The following is an 18,242-nucleotide window of genomic DNA, read 5'->3' as shown; positions in this document are numbered from 1 at the left end:
TTTTAAAACGATAACAATTATTTAAAAAGGTAAATAATTGTATAGCAGAAGATTAAGTACCAATGTTATTTCGAAATCAAAATACTGACAGCGTTTCCACCAAAACCAACTGCATTTATGAGCACTTTTTTAATCGATTTTCGCAGGTTTTGTTTTTCGGCAAAAGGTACTGAAATGAAGTGATTGTGATTGATCATCATGATCGCCAATTCCAAATTCAGCATTCCCGAAGCGCCAAAAGTATGTCCGACTTTCCATTTGTTGGTTGTAAGCATTGGAAGGTTATTTCCAAAAACTTTTTGAATGGCTTTGTATTCGGATATATCTCCTTTTAATGTTCCTGGAGCATGCATTACAATGGCATCAACATCATGTAAAGGAGTATTCTGAAGCGCCATTTTCATTGATTTCTGAAAACATTCGGCTTCGTCTGAAATCGAAATATTGTGCTCTAAAGTATCGGTGGCGTAGCCAATTCCTTCAATGTAGGCAAGTGCATTTTTTGGTTCACCCAACTCGAGACAAGCAACTGCTGCGCCTTCGCCCAATACCATACTGTTTTTAGTTTTATTCAAATCGAATGCTCTGCATGGAAATTCACCTTCTTCTTTAGAATAAATTTTTAGCGCATTCATTTGAGCCAAAGTAAAAGCGGTTAACGGAGCTTCACTTCCGCCTACTAAAAACTTGTTTGCCATTCCGGATTGCATCCATGCAACTGCATTTAAAATAGCGTGTAAAGCCGTTGAACACGTTATCGAATGTGAAATTTCGGGACCATTATTTTTTAAATCGTGAGCGACCCAAGAGGAAATGTTACCTAACGTTGTGGTCGGCGATGCCAAAGTGGCGGTTTTACCCGTTTCGAGGAATTCTTTGTGGTATTTTTCAAATAATTGAGTGGCGCCGCGAGAAGAACCAATGTTGATTCCGAAATCATCACCTTGCTTCCAACCTGCATTTTTGATGGCTTGTCGCGACACTAAAATGGCGAGCAAAACTGTTTCGTCTAACGATTTGTATTTCGCGTCCTCGCTTTTTAGAATATCAATTTGATTTCTGATTTCGTTCGGTATGACCGCTACAAATTGATTTTTACCATTGATTTCTTTAGATGAAATGAGTGTAGAGTCATTACGATAATTATTCCAAATTCCTTCGGGTTGATTGCCTAAAGGAGAAATGGAAGAAAGAGAGGTTATGGCGATTTTGGTTTTCATTTTTTTGGAACGCGGATAAAACAGATTTTCAAACGCAGATTCTCACCGATTTAATTACGATAGCTTACAAAATTACACTATTTCTAATGCCTTTTCAATGGTTTGATAGACTTTTTGCAATTGATTTTCGGTGATAATGTAAGGCGGTAAAATATAGACGATGTTGCCTACTGGTCGTAATAGGATTCCGTTTTCGATAAAGAAATTATAGAGTTTGTTGCGCAGATTTCCGTAGTAACTTTCGGCTGATTCGGTTTTGATTTCTAGAGCAAAAATGACTCCAAGAACACGAGTAGTTTTTACTTTAGAATGGCTTTCTATTTTCTTCTGAAATTCCAAATGGCTTTGGTGCACTCGTTGAATATTGGCTTTCATTTCATCCGTTTGCAACAATTGAATACTGGCTAAAGCGGCAGCGCAACCGGTTGGATTGGCTGTGAATGTATGCCCGTGAAACAAGGCTTTATTGGTATCATCATTATAAAAACCATCAAAGATTTCTTCCGTAAAAGTGGTAATCGCCATCGGAATGGTTCCGCCCGTTAGTGCTTTTGACAAACACATCATATCAGGTTGAATCGAAAGGTAATCGGATGCGAACGTTTTTCCAGTTTTTCCGAAACCTGTCATGACTTCATCGGCAATAGTGAAAACGTCGTTTTGTTTACAAATAGAAATTAATTGTTCTAAAACTTCGGGAGTGTACATGACCATTCCAGCTGCACCTTGCACCATTGGTTCGTAGATAAAAGCCGCATATTCGTTAGTCTTTACTGCATTTTCTAATGCGGTTAAACTAGCGTTTTCATTTCCATGTGTTGGAACCGGAATGCGCGTTACTTCTAAAAGTGAACCTTGAAAGGCTTCGGTGAAAAACGAAATTCCGCTAGCGGCCATTGCGGCAAAAGTGTCACCGTGAAACGCCTCTTCAAAAGCAAGAATTTTGGTTCTTTTAATTCCTTTGTTGTAGTTGTATTGCAAAGCTACTTTAATGGCCACTTCTACTGCGGTTGAACCATTATCCGAGTAGAATATTTTTTGCTGATTGGATGGTAAAATTTCCATTAATTTTTCAGCTAGAATAACGGCTGGCTGATGTGTAAAACCACCAAAAAGAACGTGTTCTAACGTGGTTAATTGTTGATAAATCGCATCGGCAATAACTTGATTGGAATGACCGTACGGATTCACCCACCATGAAGCGATTGCGTCAATATATTCTTTCCCGTTTTCATCCCAAAGCAAAGCGTCTTTTCCTTTGACTATAGCGGGAAAATCAGGTGCTGTTTTGTGTTGCGTGTACGGATGCCAGTTGTGTTTTTTATCTCGTTGGGAAAGGTTCATTTTTTTAGAAAAAAGAAGAAAGAGGAAAGAAAAAAGACTTTAGCTCTTCCTAAAATTGATACACAAAGATACACATTGAAATTATCTTTTCTCTTGTTTTACATCTTACAAACTCAAAAGAGTATCTCTAAACTTATCGGCGTAATAACTAATAACATTTTGATCAAAATACGGTTCGTTTTCGATTCTACCTATAAAATTTGCTCCTGTTTTTTGGAGAATGATGGATTCTGTTGCTTGGTTTTCATCACCCGAAAAAATGATTCCGGCTACTTTAATGTTTCGGCTTTTTAACGCTTCAAAAGTAAGTAGCGTATGATTGATACTTCCTAAATAATGCCTAGAAACAATGATGACTTTATAATCCTTTTGAATTAAATCGACGATACAATCTTTATCATTAAGTGGAACTAAAAGTCCGCCTGCGCCTTCAATCACTAGATGATTTTTGGTTTTGGGTTCGGAGATCTTTTTTAAGTCGATGGTGATTCCGTCGATACTCGCTGCTAAATGTGGACTTGCTGGCGTGTTTAGTTTATAGCTGTTTTCGTGAATTGTTGTTGTATCGTTTGAAATATAGCGTTGGATTTTATGACTGTCAGAATTGTCTAAATCGCCTGCTTGTATGGGTTTCCAATAGTCGGCTTCGAGCGCTTCAGTTATAATGGATGAGGCGATGGTTTTGCCTACGTCGGTTCCGATTCCGGTGATGAATAGTTTCATAGTTTTTATTTAACCGCAAAGTTCGCTAAGAATGCGTGAAGTTCGCAATGATTTTAACTTTATATTAAAACACTAAAGAAGCCAATAGTTTTAAAACTTCAGAAATTTCTTTTTCTGTATTATAGCTGTGAATGCAAAAGCGGAGTCGTTCTTGAGCTTCGGGAACAGTTGGTGATAGAATGGCTTTGACATCAAAACCGTTGTCTTGTAATTGAGTAGCGATGTGTTTTACTTTTTCGTTGCCCGGAATGATGGCACATTGAATCGCCGATTTACTGTAGACAAAAAGCGGTTTTAATCCGAGTTGGGTTTTGTGTTGGTTGAAGAGTTGGATGTTATTTTTTAGTTGATTAACAGCCTCTTTTTCACTTTGTAAATGTTGATAGGCAATTAAAATAGTAGCCACAGAATGTGGTGACAAACCTGTAGTATAAATAAAACTTCGTGCAAAATTGACCAAATAGTTTTTGAGTTCGGATGAACCTAAAATAGCAGCGCCGTGACAACCTAATCCTTTTCCGAAAGTGACAATTCTTGCGAAAACAGCATCTTGTAGGTTTGAAATTTGAAATAAACCTTCACCTTGTTCACCAAAAACACCTAAAGAATGAGCTTCATCGACGACTAAAAGACAATGGTACTTTTCGGAAAGTTGAACGAGTTGCTCTAGATTGGGCGAATCGCCGTCCATAGAGAAGACGCTTTCTGTAGTAATATAAACAGTTTTCGGTTGTGAGTTGTCGGTTGAGAGTTTACGAATTAACTTTTCTAAATCGTCTAAGTCATTGTGCTGGAATTTATACGACTTGGCTTTGCTCATTTGGATGCCATCGCGAATGGAAGCATGGCATAGCTCGTCGTATAAAATAATGTCGTTGCGTTGCGGAACGGAAGAAAAAAACCCAACGTTGGCATCGTAACCAGAATTAAAAATTAAAGCCGATTCGGATTGGTGAAATTGGGCAATATGGTTTTCTGTAATAGAATACAAATTGTGGTTTCCAGAGATGAGACGCGAACCTGTGGCTCCGTTTATTTTGATTCCGTTCTCTAAAAGGTACTGATGTGTTTGATTGAAAATGGATTCGGAGCGGGCAAAACCTAGGTAGTCGTTGGAAGAAAAATCGATTAAATCATTAGCAACCGGCAACTGACGTAATGCGTTGTTTTGTTCTCGGAGTTGCAGTTTTAGGTGTAACGATTGCGGGAGTTTCTTCATGATGCAAATTTATAGCTTTTGAGTATATATTTTATTATTTTCTCGCAAAGACGCAAAGGCACTAAGATAAATTGAGAAGTTCTAAAGAAAGTAGATGGTTCAGCCTAGATGGTAATGGAAAGCCTTTTGCGAGCGAAAACTAATTTTTATGTGGTATAAAAAGCGACCGAAGGAAGCTCTTTTAGATCACAATAAAAATAGTTTGAGGTAAAAAAGCTTGGAATGGACAGCTGGAATGGCTGCATAAAAAAAGCCCAACTAAAAGTTGAGCTTTTTATGATTTATCTAAATTGTATTAGTCGGCCAATACAATTACTTTATTGTCTTTCATTTCAATCGTTCCTGATTCGATAGAAAGCGTGTAGTTTTGATCGTTTATTTTAGTAAACTTTTGAGCTACTTCTTTTTCGAAATGGAAACTTTTGGCTTCAATTTTCACTTCGCCTTTTTTCAATATAGAAACGATGGGCGCGTGATTATTGAGTAGTTGAAACGAACCACTTACACCTGGCAATGAAACTGAGTTTACTTCGCCTTTGAATAATGTAGCTTCGGGTGATACTATTTCTAAAATCATTGTTTTAATTGATAATTGATAATTGATAATTGATAATGTTGTCAATTGTTAATTATCCATTGTTAATTGAATTAAGCTTCTGCTAACATTTTTTGACCTGCTTCGATTACGTCTTCAATAGTTCCTTTAAGGTTGAAGGCTGCTTCTGGCAAGTGGTCTAATTCACCATCGATGATCATGTTGAATCCTTTGATGGTATCTTTAATATCAACTAATACACCTGGAATACCTGTAAATTGCTCAGCAACGTGGAACGGTTGAGACAAGAAACGTTGTACACGACGTGCGCGAGATACTGATAATTTATCTTCTTCTGACAACTCTTCCATACCAAGGATAGCAATAATATCTTGAAGTTGTTTGTATTTTTGAAGAATTTCTTTTACTCTTTGAGCACAGTCGTAATGCTCGTTACCTAAGATAAGCGGAGTCAAGATACGAGAAGTAGAATCGAGTGGATCTACCGCTGGATAAATACCTAACTCAGCAATTTTACGAGACAATACTGTAGTTGCATCTAAGTGAGCAAACGTAGTTGCTGGAGCTGGATCGGTTAAGTCATCCGCAGGTACGTAAACCGCTTGTACTGATGTAATAGATCCTTTTTTAGTTGATGTAATACGCTCTTGCATCGCACCCATTTCTGTTGCTAGGGTTGGTTGGTAACCTACCGCAGAAGGCATACGTCCTAAAAGAGCCGAAACCTCAGAACCTGCTTGTGTAAAACGGAAGATGTTGTCTACGAAGAAAAGTACGTCTTTTCCTTGATCAGAACCAGCGCCATCACGGAAGTACTCAGCGATAGAAAGACCTGATAAAGCTACACGAGCACGTGCTCCTGGTGGTTCGTTCATCTGACCGAATACGAAAGTAGCTTTTGATTCTCTCATTCCTAGTTTATCCACTTTGGTTAAATCCCAACCTCCATTTTCCATAGAGTGCATGAATTCTTCACCGTATTTGATAATACCTGACTCTAACATCTCACGAAGTAAGTCATTTCCTTCACGAGTTCTTTCACCTACTCCTGCGAATACTGAAAGACCACCGTGACCTTTTGCAATATTGTTGATCAACTCCTGAATCAATACTGTTTTACCTACACCGGCACCACCGAACAAACCAATTTTACCTCCTTTTGCATAAGGCTCGATAAGGTCGATTACTTTGATTCCTGTGTATAATACTTCAGAAGAAGTTGATAAATCTTCGAATTTTGGTGCTTGTCTGTGAATAGGCATTCCGTTTGCACCGTCTTTTGGTAAATCTCCAAGACCATCGATAGCATCACCGATTACGTTGAATAAACGACCGTAAACGTCTGCTCCGATTGGCATTTGAATTGGCGCACCTGTTCCGACTACTTCTGTTCCTCTAGACAAACCGTCTGTAGAGTCCATAGAGATCGTACGAACTGTATTTTCACCGATGTGAGATTGTACTTCAAGAATTAATTTTGTACCGTTTGAGTTGGTGATTTCTAATGAATCATAAATTTTTGGTAATTCAGCTTCTTTAGTATCGAATACTACGTCAACAACTGGTCCAATAATCTGTGCAACTTTACCTATTACTTTTGACATGCTTATGTATTTATTAAATAGCGTTTTGTAATTAAAATCTAGTCGATTTTTTCGTGTGCAAAGATAATTTTTCTAATTTGAAAATCAATACTAAAAGGATAGTTTTTTTAACTTTTTTTGAATTTTTGTTAATAGAATTGATTTTTGTAAGAAATAGTTATTGTATTAACAAAAAAACCATGCGTTTAGACGCATGGTTTTTTATGAATTTATTTATTGTTTATACTTATAAAGACGCTGGAAACAATATTCTGTAATCTCCTAAACTCACTCCTTTAAGGTTAGAGCCGTATTTAGCATTGATAGCTTCAATGAATTTGTTTGCAATTAAAGCATAACCTCTTGGGCTTGGGTGAACACCATCAAGAGAGAAACCTCCACCAGTTACAAAAGCAGAAGTAACTGTAAACCCATTAGCTGAAATACCGAAATTAGCAACATCAGCTAAAATAGCATTGGCATCTACAAAAGCAAGACCTTTAGAATTTGCTAAAGCTAAGATAGTAGCGTTGTAAGCATCGGTAGCGGTTTTAACTTCTAATGTTTCGGCAGCGGTTAAAGTTGTACCGTCTTGCATCGGATACGAAACACCTACAGTATTAAATGGTGCTGGAGCTGAAGTTGTAGTTGTGCCAATAACACCTCTAGCAGTTAATAAAATATAATCTCTTGTAGCAGCAGCATTACTTGCGTGACGTGTTCTTCCGTAAAGATTACCTAAAAAAGTAGCGGTTGGAGCACCGTATACTGGAGTTAACGCGGCTGTAATTTGAGCTGAAATATCGATTAATGACTCATCAACAATTAACAAAGGATTTGCCTCTACAGTAGCTGGATTACCATCATCCGCAACCAAAGTAGCATAACGAGTTGGCAACCCATTTGCGGTTAATGCAGCATTAATTCCACCAAATAATTGATTCAATGAAGTCGCATTAGCACTTGGCAAACCTGGAATCGGATTGGTTGGAACGGTTGTAAAGAAAGGAACAGATGTTACATACGGAATGTTAGCTACAACTCCTTTAGCATTATTTTTAGTCAAACCATTTGTTCCATCTAATAACGTATTGTAAACGCTTGCAAACACGTTTGGATCTGTGATATCGTTTGGCCCATAAGTTGCAGGATTCAAATTTCCTGCTTGATTAACTCCCGTTCCTCCTGAAGTAGCATACGATAAAACATCGTTATTACCAATCCATAAAGAAAAGAACGTTGGAGATTGAGCAACAGCATCACCTAAAATGGTCGCAGATGTTGACGAAGCAAAACGCACAAAATACGGATTTGCATAAGAACCAATTCCGGCAGGATTCCCATAAGAATTAGATAACAAATGGAAACTTTTTGCTCCGGGAACTCCCATGTTATTGTAAGATCCTGTAAGATGATTTGTGATTTCGGTAGTTGGTGTTCCAGCAACAGGAACAGGTCCAACACCGTTAAAGAATAATCTTGGCCCTTGGATTTGAACTCCACCTAAAAGCAATCCACCAACATTGTCTGCCATATATGGGATTTTGAATTCTCCACCGCCAACTAAGGCAAATTGTTGAGACAAAATATTAGTATATCCTGCATTTTGTCCTTCAATAAAAAGTGCATTATCACTAAAACCAGCGGTTAATGAATTTCCTACGGCAACATATTTGGAAAAATCGGCTGTACCAGCAGTAAGTGGCAAGCCATCAGATGAATTGTGAACTACTACATCATCATCTTCACTACAAGCTACAAAGGTCATAGAAACCAATAATAGCCATTTTATATTTTTTATCATAACGTATATTTTTTTGTTATTATGGGTTTATTGTTAAAGAAGCGAAATACTGTGAACCAATAGCTCCAGCTCCTAAAATTTGCCTGTACTCTTTCCCTCCTAGATTAGATGCTCCAAGTTTAATAATTGATTTTAAAGCTGGAATTGAATAGTTGATTTGAGCATCAATTACAGTAGCTTCTGAAATCATACCGTCTGCAAAAGAAGATTGATATAAGTACTCACTGTTCCATCTTCCGCTTACATTGAATCCGAAGTTTTTGAATAATTTTTCATTCCCTAGAGACGCTTTTACTCGGTGTTTAGGAGTATTGAAACCTGCCTCAAAACTTGGGTCTTTGGCTTGATCAAAATCAAATTCAGCGTAGTTGTAATTTGCACTCAACTCGAAATTTTTGTACACTTTTCTTGAAACTCCAACACCAAAACCTAATGATTTAATCTCAACATTGGTGTTTGTATACAATTGATAAGCTCTTCTGTCATTTTGAGTCAATGCAAAAGCAGATTGGAAAGCAGCATTTGGAGCTGCAAAACTTCCTCCTTGGCTTGCAGTTCCATAATAAGGAGCAACTACAGTTAAGTTACCGATAAAGTCATTGTAAGTATTGTAGTATCCATTCAAATCAATGTTGAAACCTTTCAAATCTCCACGATATCCCAATTCTATTGCGCGCACCGTTTCAGGTTTTACATAATCAACATTTGTCTTAACTAATAAAGGAGCTGCTGCCTCAATCGCTGCAAATAACTGAGCTTGATTGGTTGGTCCTGCTGCTGCTACTGCTGCACCAAAAGCTGTTGCAGAAGCTGCTGTATATGAATTAAAGTACGCGTTATTTCCATTCATCGTTACTGTTGGAGAACCAGAGAACGCTTGGCCATTAGCCGAAACAGGAAGATCTTCTGAGTAACGAATCAAATTGTCTGGAGCTGACCCTAAAAGCACTGCATTACCAACATTGAAACCAATATATTGATCTTGTGTAGTTGGATTACGGAAACCTGTTTGGAACGAACCTCTAAAATTGTGCTGTTTTTTTGCTCCTGCTGAATATACAGCTGAAATTCTTGGGGAATAATTCCCATCAAAATTTTTAGATTTATCGTAACGAATAGAACCTGTTAATTTCAATCGGTCTTCCATTAATTTCTTTTGTACTTGTGTGTAAGCACCATAATCCGTGTAATTAATTTGGCTGTCTTTATCGGTATAAATTCTACCGAATGAATTCAATTCGTATAAACGGTAAGAACCACCTACTTGAATTTCAGCAAATTTGATGAGGTTTTTGAAGTTGTAGTTACCATCTGAATGATAAATTCTAGACTCATCTACTAATTTAGAACCTGAAAGCACATCTGGATTAGAAGTAACTGTTTTAAATGCTGAATTAAAAGCATCTGTTCCTGGTATTAATCGGCCTGTATCCGCTACGTTACGAGCAGTAACATGAGCTTGTTCTGGCGTTTGACCTGCTAAAGTTGACTGGACATACGCACCTGCATATTGACCAAACCAAGTAGCATCTGATTTCCATTGTCTGTTAATGTTAATACCCGTGAACAACATATCATACGAATTACCTCCGTTTTCTGTAGTTGTATATCCTCTTAGGAAGAAATTATTACCTTTTAACTCCAATTTATGTTGCTCCATAAAAAAGTCGTTTAGGTAATAGCGATTTGCTCCTTGATAAACTGTATTACCAAAACCGAATTTACTTTGCCAGATGAATTCAATTTCTTTGGCCCAATCTTTACTTGCAGTTGCCCATGGTTTTAGATGAACCGAGAAGTCGATTTTAGCATTTGCTACTTTATTATCCGTTAAATCTACTTCGTTATATCCAGTTCTACTTACATTATAATTAGGTAAAATATTGTTAAAAACTGCAAATTGAGCAGGAGTAATAGCACCTGCTGCTAAAAGCCCATCTGCTACGCCATTTAAATTGGTAGAAACCTCATCTCCATATACATTCACTCCATTATAATTATAAAAAGATCTATCTGCTCCTGGATTTGCTAAATCTTGATAATCAGTAGCATACCAATCTGTTCCTCTCATGTAAGTGAAATTACCTTTAGCGGCAATATGAGGAGTAAATGCCTTAGCAACTCTAACTCCATAGTCTGCGTAATCTCTGTTACCAGCGGCTTTTTGACTGGTTTGTCCGTATTTCACATAAGCAGAAATACCTTGTTTAGTAAAAGGACTTTGACTGTTCATGAATAAAATTCCGTTGAAAGCATTTGCTCCATACAATGCAGAAGACGCACCTGGAAGTAATTCAACACTTTGAACATCAATTTCAGAAACACCGATTAAGTTTCCTAAAACAAAATTCAACAATGGAGATGAATTATCCATACCATCAACCAACTGCAAAAAACGCGTATTGGCTACAGTAGCAAAACCACGAGTATTTATTGATTTAAAAGACATACTACTGGTATTCATGTGTACTTCTTTTAAATTTTCTAAACCATCGTAAAAAGTTGGTGAAGCCGTTTTTTTGATGTCTTTTGGCGTCATTCTCTCAATAGTAACTGGAGATTCCCTAACTCTTTCAGGTGCTCGCGATGCGGATATTACAATCTCATCAAGTTGCGTATTCTCAGAATTTAAAACTACATTTAGAGTTTGGCCACTTGATGATACGTCTAAAGACTGAGTAGCAAATCCGATACTAGAAACTTCAACTTTAAAAGGTGGTTTTTTGGATGTCTTTAAGCTAAATTTTCCATCACCATCCGATACTGTTCCTGCACTATCCCCGACTATTTTGATGTTAGCTCCGGGAACTGGCTGGCCCTTGTCATCATTGACCGAACCTGAAATTGTAGTTTGAGCAAACGATATGCTACAAAAGAACAATGTCAAAATAAAATAATAAATCTTCATTAGGTAATAATTTTGTTGGTTTAAGTAGCCAAAATACAAATATTTTTTAATATTCATAAGAAACTTGCCCTAATTTTTCAATATAATTAATGAACAATCAAAATAATGAATATTCAATAATTATTGAAAATTTAACAGAATAGATTGATTTGGTGATTTTTAACAAAATAGTATGCGTACATAGTATTTTGTTGAGAATATTTCAACAAAAAACAAAGGCGAGAAAAATCTCGCCTTTGTATAATTTATGTAAAAAAACTACTCTACTGTCACTGATTTTGCCAAATTTCTTGGTTGATCTACATTACAACCGCGCATAACAGCAATATGATACGACAACAACTGCAGAGGAATTGTAGTAATTAATGGAGATAAAGCATCCGAAGTTTCAGGAATTTCAATTACGTGATCGGCTAAATCTTTTACTTGTACATCACCCTTGGTAACTATGGCAATAATTTTTCCGCTTCTCGATTTTATTTCTTGTATGTTACTTACCACTTTATCATAGTGTCCTTGCTTAGGAGCAATAACAACTACTGGCATTTTCTCATCAATCAGCGCAATTGGACCGTGCTTCATCTCTGCTGCTGGATAACCCTCTGCGTGGATATAAGATATTTCTTTTAATTTCAACGCACCTTCTAATGCTACTGGGAAATTATAACCTCTTCCTAAATACAAACAATTTGTTGCGTCTTTGTATATAGACGCAATTGTTTTGGCAATATCGTTGGTATTTAAAGCTTCTTGAACTTTCTCTGGAATCAACTCTAATTCTTGTAAATAACGGAAAAAATCAGAATTAGACAAAGTTCCTTTAGCCTTAGCCAAGCGCAGCGCCATCATGGTTAATATGGTAATTTGTGTAGTAAATGCTTTGGTTGACGCAACTCCAATTTCGGGACCAGCGTGTGTATAAGCACCAGCATGAGTTTCTCTTGAAATAGATGAACCAACTACATTACAAACTCCAAATACAAACGCCCCTTTTTCTTTTGCTAATTTAATTGCAGCCAAAGTATCGGCAGTTTCACCTGATTGCGAAATAGCAATTACCACATCTTTATTAGTAATAATTGGATTTCGGTATCGGAATTCAGAAGCATACTCCACTTCAACCGGAATTCGCGCAAACTCTTCAATAACATATTCTGCCACTAAGCCAGCGTGCCAAGAAGTTCCACAAGCGATGATTAAAATGCGATCGGCATGAAGGAATTTTTCTAAATTATCTTCAACTCCTGACATTTGAATAATACCGCTATTAGCATGAAGTCTTCCTCTGTAAGTATCTTTTATTACGTTAGGTTGTTCGTAAATTTCTTTTAGCATAAAATGGTCGTAACCACCTTTTTCTATTTGCTCTAAATTCATTTGCAATTCCTGAACATAAGGATCAACCAATGAATCATCTTTAATTTTTCTGATTTTTAACGGTTTGTGTAAACGCACAATTGCCATTTCTTCATCCTCTAAATAAATGGCATTAGAGGTATATTCTATAAATGGTGAAGCGTCAGAAGCAATAAAAAACTCTTCTTCTCCAACACCTATAGCCAACGGACTTCCTAAGCGAGCCACAACAATTTCATCTGGTTTTTGTTTATCAAAGACGCAAATAGCATAAGCGCCAACCACCTGATTTAAGGCCACTTGAACCGCTTTACCAAGTTTTAAATTGTCTTTTTTCTGAACATCTTCAATCAGGTTTACCAATACTTCAGTATCAGTGTCTGACGTAAAAGTATAACCCCTTTTTAAAAGTTCTTTTTTTAACGGTTCATAGTTTTCTATAATTCCGTTATGAACGATTGCTAGATTTCCTGAATTTGATAAATGTGGATGTGAATTGACATCATTCGGGACACCATGAGTTGCCCATCGAGTATGACCAATTCCTATAGTTCCGTTAGTAGTTATCTCTTTAGAAGATTTTTCTTCCAAATCAGAAACCTTGCCTTTTGTTTTAGAAACTTTTAAGTCAGTTCCATCAAAAAGCATCACTCCGGCACTATCGTAACCTCTGTATTCCAGACGCTTTAATCCTTTAATTACAATAGGATAAGCTTCTCTGTAACCAATATAACCAACTATTCCACACATAGTATTATCAATTAATCAGGTTTTGTATAATAAATCTCTAATTTAAGTCTTTTGTTGTAATCTGGATGAGACACAGGAATGTTATTCCCCCATAAAATAGTTCCTAACGGACTTACTACAGACATCGCTGGAATATACTTCACTTCTTTTCCAAAAGCAGTAAAACTATTTTTTAGCTTCACATTACTAACATTGTTTATTGATTCAGTGACTACCAAACCAAGATTTACATTGGTAGAATCTTTACTCACAAGATTTCTAATGTGATTGGTTAGTCGAACTTTGTATTGGGAACCACGTTCATTTTCAATTTTAATAATTCCGTCGTGAACAAATTTATTAAATTTTGGATAAAATGTGTTTGTTGTGATATCAAAAGAATAATCAACTAATACTCTTTTATTGTTCAAATCATACAGCAAAATTCGATTAGGTTCAAATTCAACGTTGTCATCTGAGTCAGTTGACCCATAAACGCCTTCCATAGTTGCTTTATCAATATTAAAAACCAAATTAGCTTCATTGATAAGCCATCCTTTGGTTTTGATGTCTTCTAATTCATCTGCAACACCATCTCCGTCAGAATCAGGACCGAAAATATTAATCACTGCCATCGACCCTTGCCCACCTTTTAGATAAAGTCTTTCATCACCTGTTATAGGATTGGCAGTTATTGGATTCACATAATTAGTGTCAAATAAATTAACCGAGTTACCCGCTAAATTAAGAACCATAGTTTTTCGCTTGTATTCTGTTCCTGACTCAGAATCTTTACCATGATACACAATTGTTATCTTACCTTGAGCAAAATTCAAACGAGCTAAAGCATTTTTTTCAGCAACATTTTCTGCTTTGAAGTAAATCCCTTTAAAATAATCTTTAAAAACATTGTTGTCTGCTAATTTCCCATCTGGAGCGTAAAAAATAGCCGATTTAAACTTTTCTGCATCCAAATCCATATAAATTCCAGGAGCTAAACGCTGTCTCACTACATTTGGTGTAATGATGTTGCCACTTGAATCGGTCTTTAAAAATTTGATTTGATTAGGAGAAAATTTAAAACCATTGTTTTGCCCCAAGAGATTACTCGAACTCGAAACTGTAGAGGCCATAATATTAGACTGATCACTGTAAAAACGTTGTGGTTCAGTCAACTGTGTGGTAGGATCTAAATCAAGCAAGAAATATTGAGAACGGTATACGCTTAATTTCAATTCATTGTCTTGTCCGTGAATGGAATCTAAGGTATAAGTACTATCTCCTGTAGTAGCGTCTGTACTCACCAAATTAGAATAATAAGGCACGTGAATATAAACTGAATCAACTTTAAAATTCGGATTCGGGGTTACACCATCTGTATTGAATCGCCCATAAAATTTTGGGTCGGCAGAAGCTAATTCAACTTGAGTTAAAAAAGAAGCAGTTGTAGCTCCAAAAACAGTATTCTTATAATAACCTAAAGAATTGATTGGCAAATTACTGGTTTGAACTGGACCAGTTGAAACATTGTAAGCCAAAGCAGAAAACTCTTGTTTATCAAAATCATAGTGGATGTCGTCAATTAAGTCGGCTCCAATTTCATTAAAATCTTTATCACAAGAAACCATAAAACCTATGGTCAATAACAAAACAACTGTTTTAAAAAATGCGTTAAATTTCATGCTAGTAACTACTATTATAATATGTTTTTATAGAATGATGTGTAAGCCTGAGCAAACCCATCTTGAGAGGCGAAAGGTAAAAAAGGTTTTCCTGAAGATTCTATAAATTTTGTTAAACTTGGCGAAAGGTTTTCTGAAGCAATAATAACTCCGTCTGAATGAGTAATTGAGGTTTTTAAGATATTCTCATAGTTCGGGATTTCAATCTCACTGATGGCTTCTTGCGGAATCCCATCAAATTTAATTTTGTTGATCATTTCAGCGTCTAAAGTTCCTTCGAATGACTGACTGTAAATCGAACTCACAATTTTTGTTTCTGAAAATAGTGCTTCATTCTTGTAATAATGCTTCATGTAAATAGGCAATAGAGCTGCCATCCAACCGTGAACGTGTATGATATCGGGAACCCAATTGAGTTTTTTCACCGTTTCAACCACTCCTTTGGCAAAGAAAATAGCTCTTTCATCGTTGTCAGGGTACAAAACTCCGTCTTCATCAGAAAATGTTGCTTTTCTTTTGAAGTATTCATCATTATCAATAAAATAAACCTGAATTCTCTCTTTCGGAATGGATGCCACTTTGATGATTAAAGGCATATCAAGATCATTAACCACTAAGTTCATCCCTGACAGCCGAATTACTTCATGTAATTGATGTCTTCTTTCATTTATATTTCCATACCTAGGCATAAAAATTCGAATCTGTCCGCCTAAGTCATTGATCATTTTTGGCACTTCATACGACATTAAAGAAACTTCGTTCTCTGCTAAATAAGGCACCACTTCAGATGATACATATAATATCCTCTTGTCTTCCATATTGTATTTTTTTGTTTATTGGAAATAAAAAACAGGCAAAATTACAAAATTTTATGCAGTTATTTACTAAAGTAGTAAGTTTGTACCCTATTTTAATAAAAAAAGCATGCTGATTTTTAGCAAAAAAGCCGAATTGAATCAACATTTATCGCACCTACGCACAATCAACACTTCGATTGGGTTTGTTCCAACGATGGGAGCATTACACGATGGTCATTTATCGTTACTCAAAAAATCATTAGATAACAACAAAATCACTGTAATTAGTATTTTTGTTAATCCAACCCAATTTAACAATCCTGATGATTTATTAAAATACCCAAGAACACTCGATACTGATATTGAAAAAATCAAAAGTGTCTCAGATTCAATTATAGTCTATGCCCCAACAGTTGAGGATATTTACGAAGGAAACACAACTTCACAACACTATAATTTTGATGGTTTAGAGAATCAAATGGAAGGAAAATTCAGACCTGGTCATTTTGATGGTGTCGGGACGGTGGTTAAACGTTTATTTGAAATTGTTCAACCCAACAATGCGTATTTTGGCGAAAAAGATTTTCAGCAATTACAAATTGTAAAAAAACTAGTAGAAAAAGAAAAAATTCCGGTAACTATAATCGGCTGTCCTATTTTTAGAGAAGGCAACGGATTGGCGATGAGTTCTCGAAATGAACGATTAACCACAGAACAACGAAACCAAGCTTCAATCATTTACAAAACCATTAAAAAAGCCCAATCTCTTTTTGGCACGAAATCTGCTAAGGAGGTTTCTGAATTTGTTACAAAAGCCTTTCAAAACAATACAACTTTTGAGTTAGAGTATTTTGAAATTGCCGATGAAGCCACGTTATTGCCTTGTAAAAGGAAAAGTAAAACCAAAAAATACCGCGCTTTTATCGCTGTTTTTGTTAACAAAATCAGATTGATTGATACTATTTCACTAAATTAATTTAACTTTGCCCCATGCAAATTCAAGTTGTAAAATCAAAAATTCATCGCGTCAAAGTAACTGGCGCAGATTTGAACTATATCGGTAGTATTACTATCGACGAAGCTTTAATGGAAGCTTCCAACCTTATTGAAGGAGAAAAAGTGTCCATTGTAAACATCAATAACGGAGAACGGTTTGAAACCTATGCTATCAAAGGCGCCAAAAATTCGGGAGAAGTTACTTTGAATGGTCCAGCAGCACGAAAGGTACATCCTGGTGATATTATCATTATCATCTCTTATGCTACCTTAGATTTTGAAGAAGCTAAAACGTTCAAGCCTTGGTTAGTTTTTCCAGATGAAACTAACAATTTATTGAAATAATCTCTTGAAAAATAGTGCTCGTAAATGGCTGACACTCTTAATTCCTTTGTTGATAGGAGTTGGCATCATTTATTATCAATATACAACCCTAACTTCCGATCAAATCGATAAAATAAAGATTAGCTTTCAAAAAGCCAATTACAATTATATTTATCTTTCACTAGTCATCGCTATTTTAGGTCATTGGTTTAGAGCCTATCGATGGAAATTTGCCCTCAATCATTTGGGTTATCAATCACAATTTAAGAATGACTTTCTCACTGTTTGTATTTCCTATTTGGTCAATTTAAGCATACCGCGTTCGGGCGAAATCTCACGTGCTGCCTTATTAAAAAAATACGAAAACATTCCATTTGACAAAGCCTTCGGAACTATTGTTGCCGAGCGAATAGTTGATTTAATGCTGTTTTTCATATTTGTAATAATCGGATTCATTTTGCAATTTGACACTTTGTACAAATTCCTACTTAGTAAAGACATTACCTTACATTCCATCTTGTATTTTAGCCTCATCGGGATAGTTCTTTTTGTGGTTTTTATTTTAATCTGGATTTATGCCGAATGGAGTATTATCAAAAAACTTAAAAAGAAGCTTTCTGGATTAACCGAAGGAATTATGAGTGTGTACCACATGGAGAAAAAATGGTGGTATATACTTCATTCGTTTCTGATCTGGATTTGCTATTTAGCAATGTTTTATGTAGCCATTTTTGCACTTGAAGAAACCGTAAACATTCCGTTTGATGTAGTTATAATGGGATTCATATTTGGTAGCTTGGCCGTTGGTTTTACTAATGGCGGAATTGGCGCTTATCCTCTTGCTGTTTCCTTGATTTTTGTCCTTTATGGAATCCCAGAAGATGTTGGAACCGCTTTTGGTTATTTAGTTTGGGTTTCACAAACTTTACTTACCATCGTTTTGGGATTAATTTGTTATTTACTACTTCCCATCTTAAATAGAAAATAAATTATTATATTGC

At 36.1% G+C, this 18,242-nt stretch carries 14 protein-coding genes; 3 read left to right on the top strand and 11 right to left on the bottom strand.

Features of this window, described 5'->3' with window-relative positions:
- Nucleotides 1–65: 65 nt before the first annotated feature.
- The 11 genes from VK161_RS07020 to VK161_RS06970 all read right to left on the bottom strand — a co-directional run bounded on the left by VK161_RS07020 (nucleotide 66) and on the right by VK161_RS06970 (nucleotide 15,942).
- On the bottom strand, nucleotides 66–1,220 hold the full coding sequence (locus tag VK161_RS07020; RefSeq protein WP_324214057.1) for a beta-ketoacyl synthase N-terminal-like domain-containing protein: 1,155 nt from the start codon (nucleotides 1,218–1,220) through the stop codon (nucleotides 66–68).
- A 72-nt stretch (nucleotides 1,221–1,292) separates the two neighbouring features.
- Complete coding sequence (gene bioA, locus VK161_RS07015) at nucleotides 1,293–2,564, bottom strand: adenosylmethionine--8-amino-7-oxononanoate transaminase (protein ID WP_324214056.1); 1,272 nt, start codon at nucleotides 2,562–2,564, stop codon at nucleotides 1,293–1,295.
- A gap of 105 nt (nucleotides 2,565–2,669) precedes the next feature.
- Complete coding sequence (gene bioD, locus VK161_RS07010; RefSeq protein WP_324214055.1) at nucleotides 2,670–3,287, bottom strand: dethiobiotin synthase; 618 nt, start codon at nucleotides 3,285–3,287, stop codon at nucleotides 2,670–2,672.
- A 64-nt stretch (nucleotides 3,288–3,351) separates the two neighbouring features.
- Nucleotides 3,352–4,506 carry a pyridoxal phosphate-dependent aminotransferase family protein gene (locus tag VK161_RS07005; protein ID WP_324214054.1) on the bottom strand — a complete coding sequence of 385 codons (1,155 nt, stop codon included), beginning with the start codon at nucleotides 4,504–4,506 and terminating at the stop codon, nucleotides 3,352–3,354.
- 295 nt (nucleotides 4,507–4,801) lie between these two features.
- Nucleotides 4,802–5,083: a F0F1 ATP synthase subunit epsilon gene (locus VK161_RS07000; protein WP_324214053.1), complete on the bottom strand. Its 282-nt coding sequence runs from the start codon at nucleotides 5,081–5,083 to the stop codon at nucleotides 4,802–4,804.
- Between the two features lie 71 nt (nucleotides 5,084–5,154).
- Nucleotides 5,155–6,666: a F0F1 ATP synthase subunit beta gene (gene atpD / locus VK161_RS06995; RefSeq protein ID WP_324214052.1), complete on the bottom strand. Its 1,512-nt coding sequence runs from the start codon at nucleotides 6,664–6,666 to the stop codon at nucleotides 5,155–5,157.
- A 226-nt stretch (nucleotides 6,667–6,892) separates the two neighbouring features.
- The gene (locus VK161_RS06990; RefSeq protein WP_324214051.1) at nucleotides 6,893–8,449 is read right to left on the bottom strand and encodes a G-D-S-L family lipolytic protein; all 1,557 of its coding nucleotides are present in this window, start codon (nucleotides 8,447–8,449) and stop codon (nucleotides 6,893–6,895) included.
- A gap of 19 nt (nucleotides 8,450–8,468) precedes the next feature.
- Nucleotides 8,469–11,357 carry a TonB-dependent receptor domain-containing protein gene (locus VK161_RS06985; RefSeq protein WP_324214050.1) on the bottom strand — a complete coding sequence of 963 codons (2,889 nt, stop codon included), beginning with the start codon at nucleotides 11,355–11,357 and terminating at the stop codon, nucleotides 8,469–8,471.
- Nucleotides 11,358–11,615: 258 nt separating this feature from the next.
- Nucleotides 11,616–13,463, bottom strand: coding sequence for a glutamine--fructose-6-phosphate transaminase (isomerizing) (glmS, locus tag VK161_RS06980; RefSeq protein ID WP_324214049.1), 1,848 nt, complete (start codon nucleotides 13,461–13,463; stop codon nucleotides 11,616–11,618).
- Between the two features lie 11 nt (nucleotides 13,464–13,474).
- The gene (locus VK161_RS06975) at nucleotides 13,475–15,124 is read right to left on the bottom strand and encodes a DUF4270 domain-containing protein (RefSeq protein ID WP_324214048.1); all 1,650 of its coding nucleotides are present in this window, start codon (nucleotides 15,122–15,124) and stop codon (nucleotides 13,475–13,477) included.
- A gap of 14 nt (nucleotides 15,125–15,138) precedes the next feature.
- Nucleotides 15,139–15,942, bottom strand: a complete 804-nt coding sequence (locus VK161_RS06970; protein WP_324214047.1) for a glycogen/starch synthase — start codon at nucleotides 15,940–15,942, stop codon at nucleotides 15,139–15,141.
- A 106-nt stretch (nucleotides 15,943–16,048) separates the two neighbouring features.
- On the opposite strand from VK161_RS06970, the gene panC reads away from it, so the two are divergent.
- From panC to VK161_RS06955, 3 genes are read left to right on the top strand one after another with little or no spacing between them, the layout of a single operon-like run.
- Nucleotides 16,049–16,897, top strand: coding sequence for a pantoate--beta-alanine ligase (gene panC / locus VK161_RS06965; protein ID WP_324214046.1), 849 nt, complete (start codon nucleotides 16,049–16,051; stop codon nucleotides 16,895–16,897).
- A gap of 14 nt (nucleotides 16,898–16,911) precedes the next feature.
- Nucleotides 16,912–17,262, top strand: a complete 351-nt coding sequence (gene panD / locus VK161_RS06960; protein ID WP_324214045.1) for an aspartate 1-decarboxylase — start codon at nucleotides 16,912–16,914, stop codon at nucleotides 17,260–17,262.
- 4 nt (nucleotides 17,263–17,266) lie between these two features.
- A complete protein-coding gene (locus VK161_RS06955; protein ID WP_324214044.1) occupies nucleotides 17,267–18,229 on the top strand; it encodes a lysylphosphatidylglycerol synthase transmembrane domain-containing protein in 963 nt (320 codons plus the stop codon).
- Nucleotides 18,230–18,242: the final 13 nt, after the last annotated feature.

This window comes from Flavobacterium sp., from assembly GCF_035299245.1.
Classification (GTDB): domain Bacteria; phylum Bacteroidota; class Bacteroidia; order Flavobacteriales; family Flavobacteriaceae; genus Flavobacterium.
Note: the sequence above shows the minus strand (reverse complement) of the source record. Positions and strands in the feature narration are given on the sequence as shown.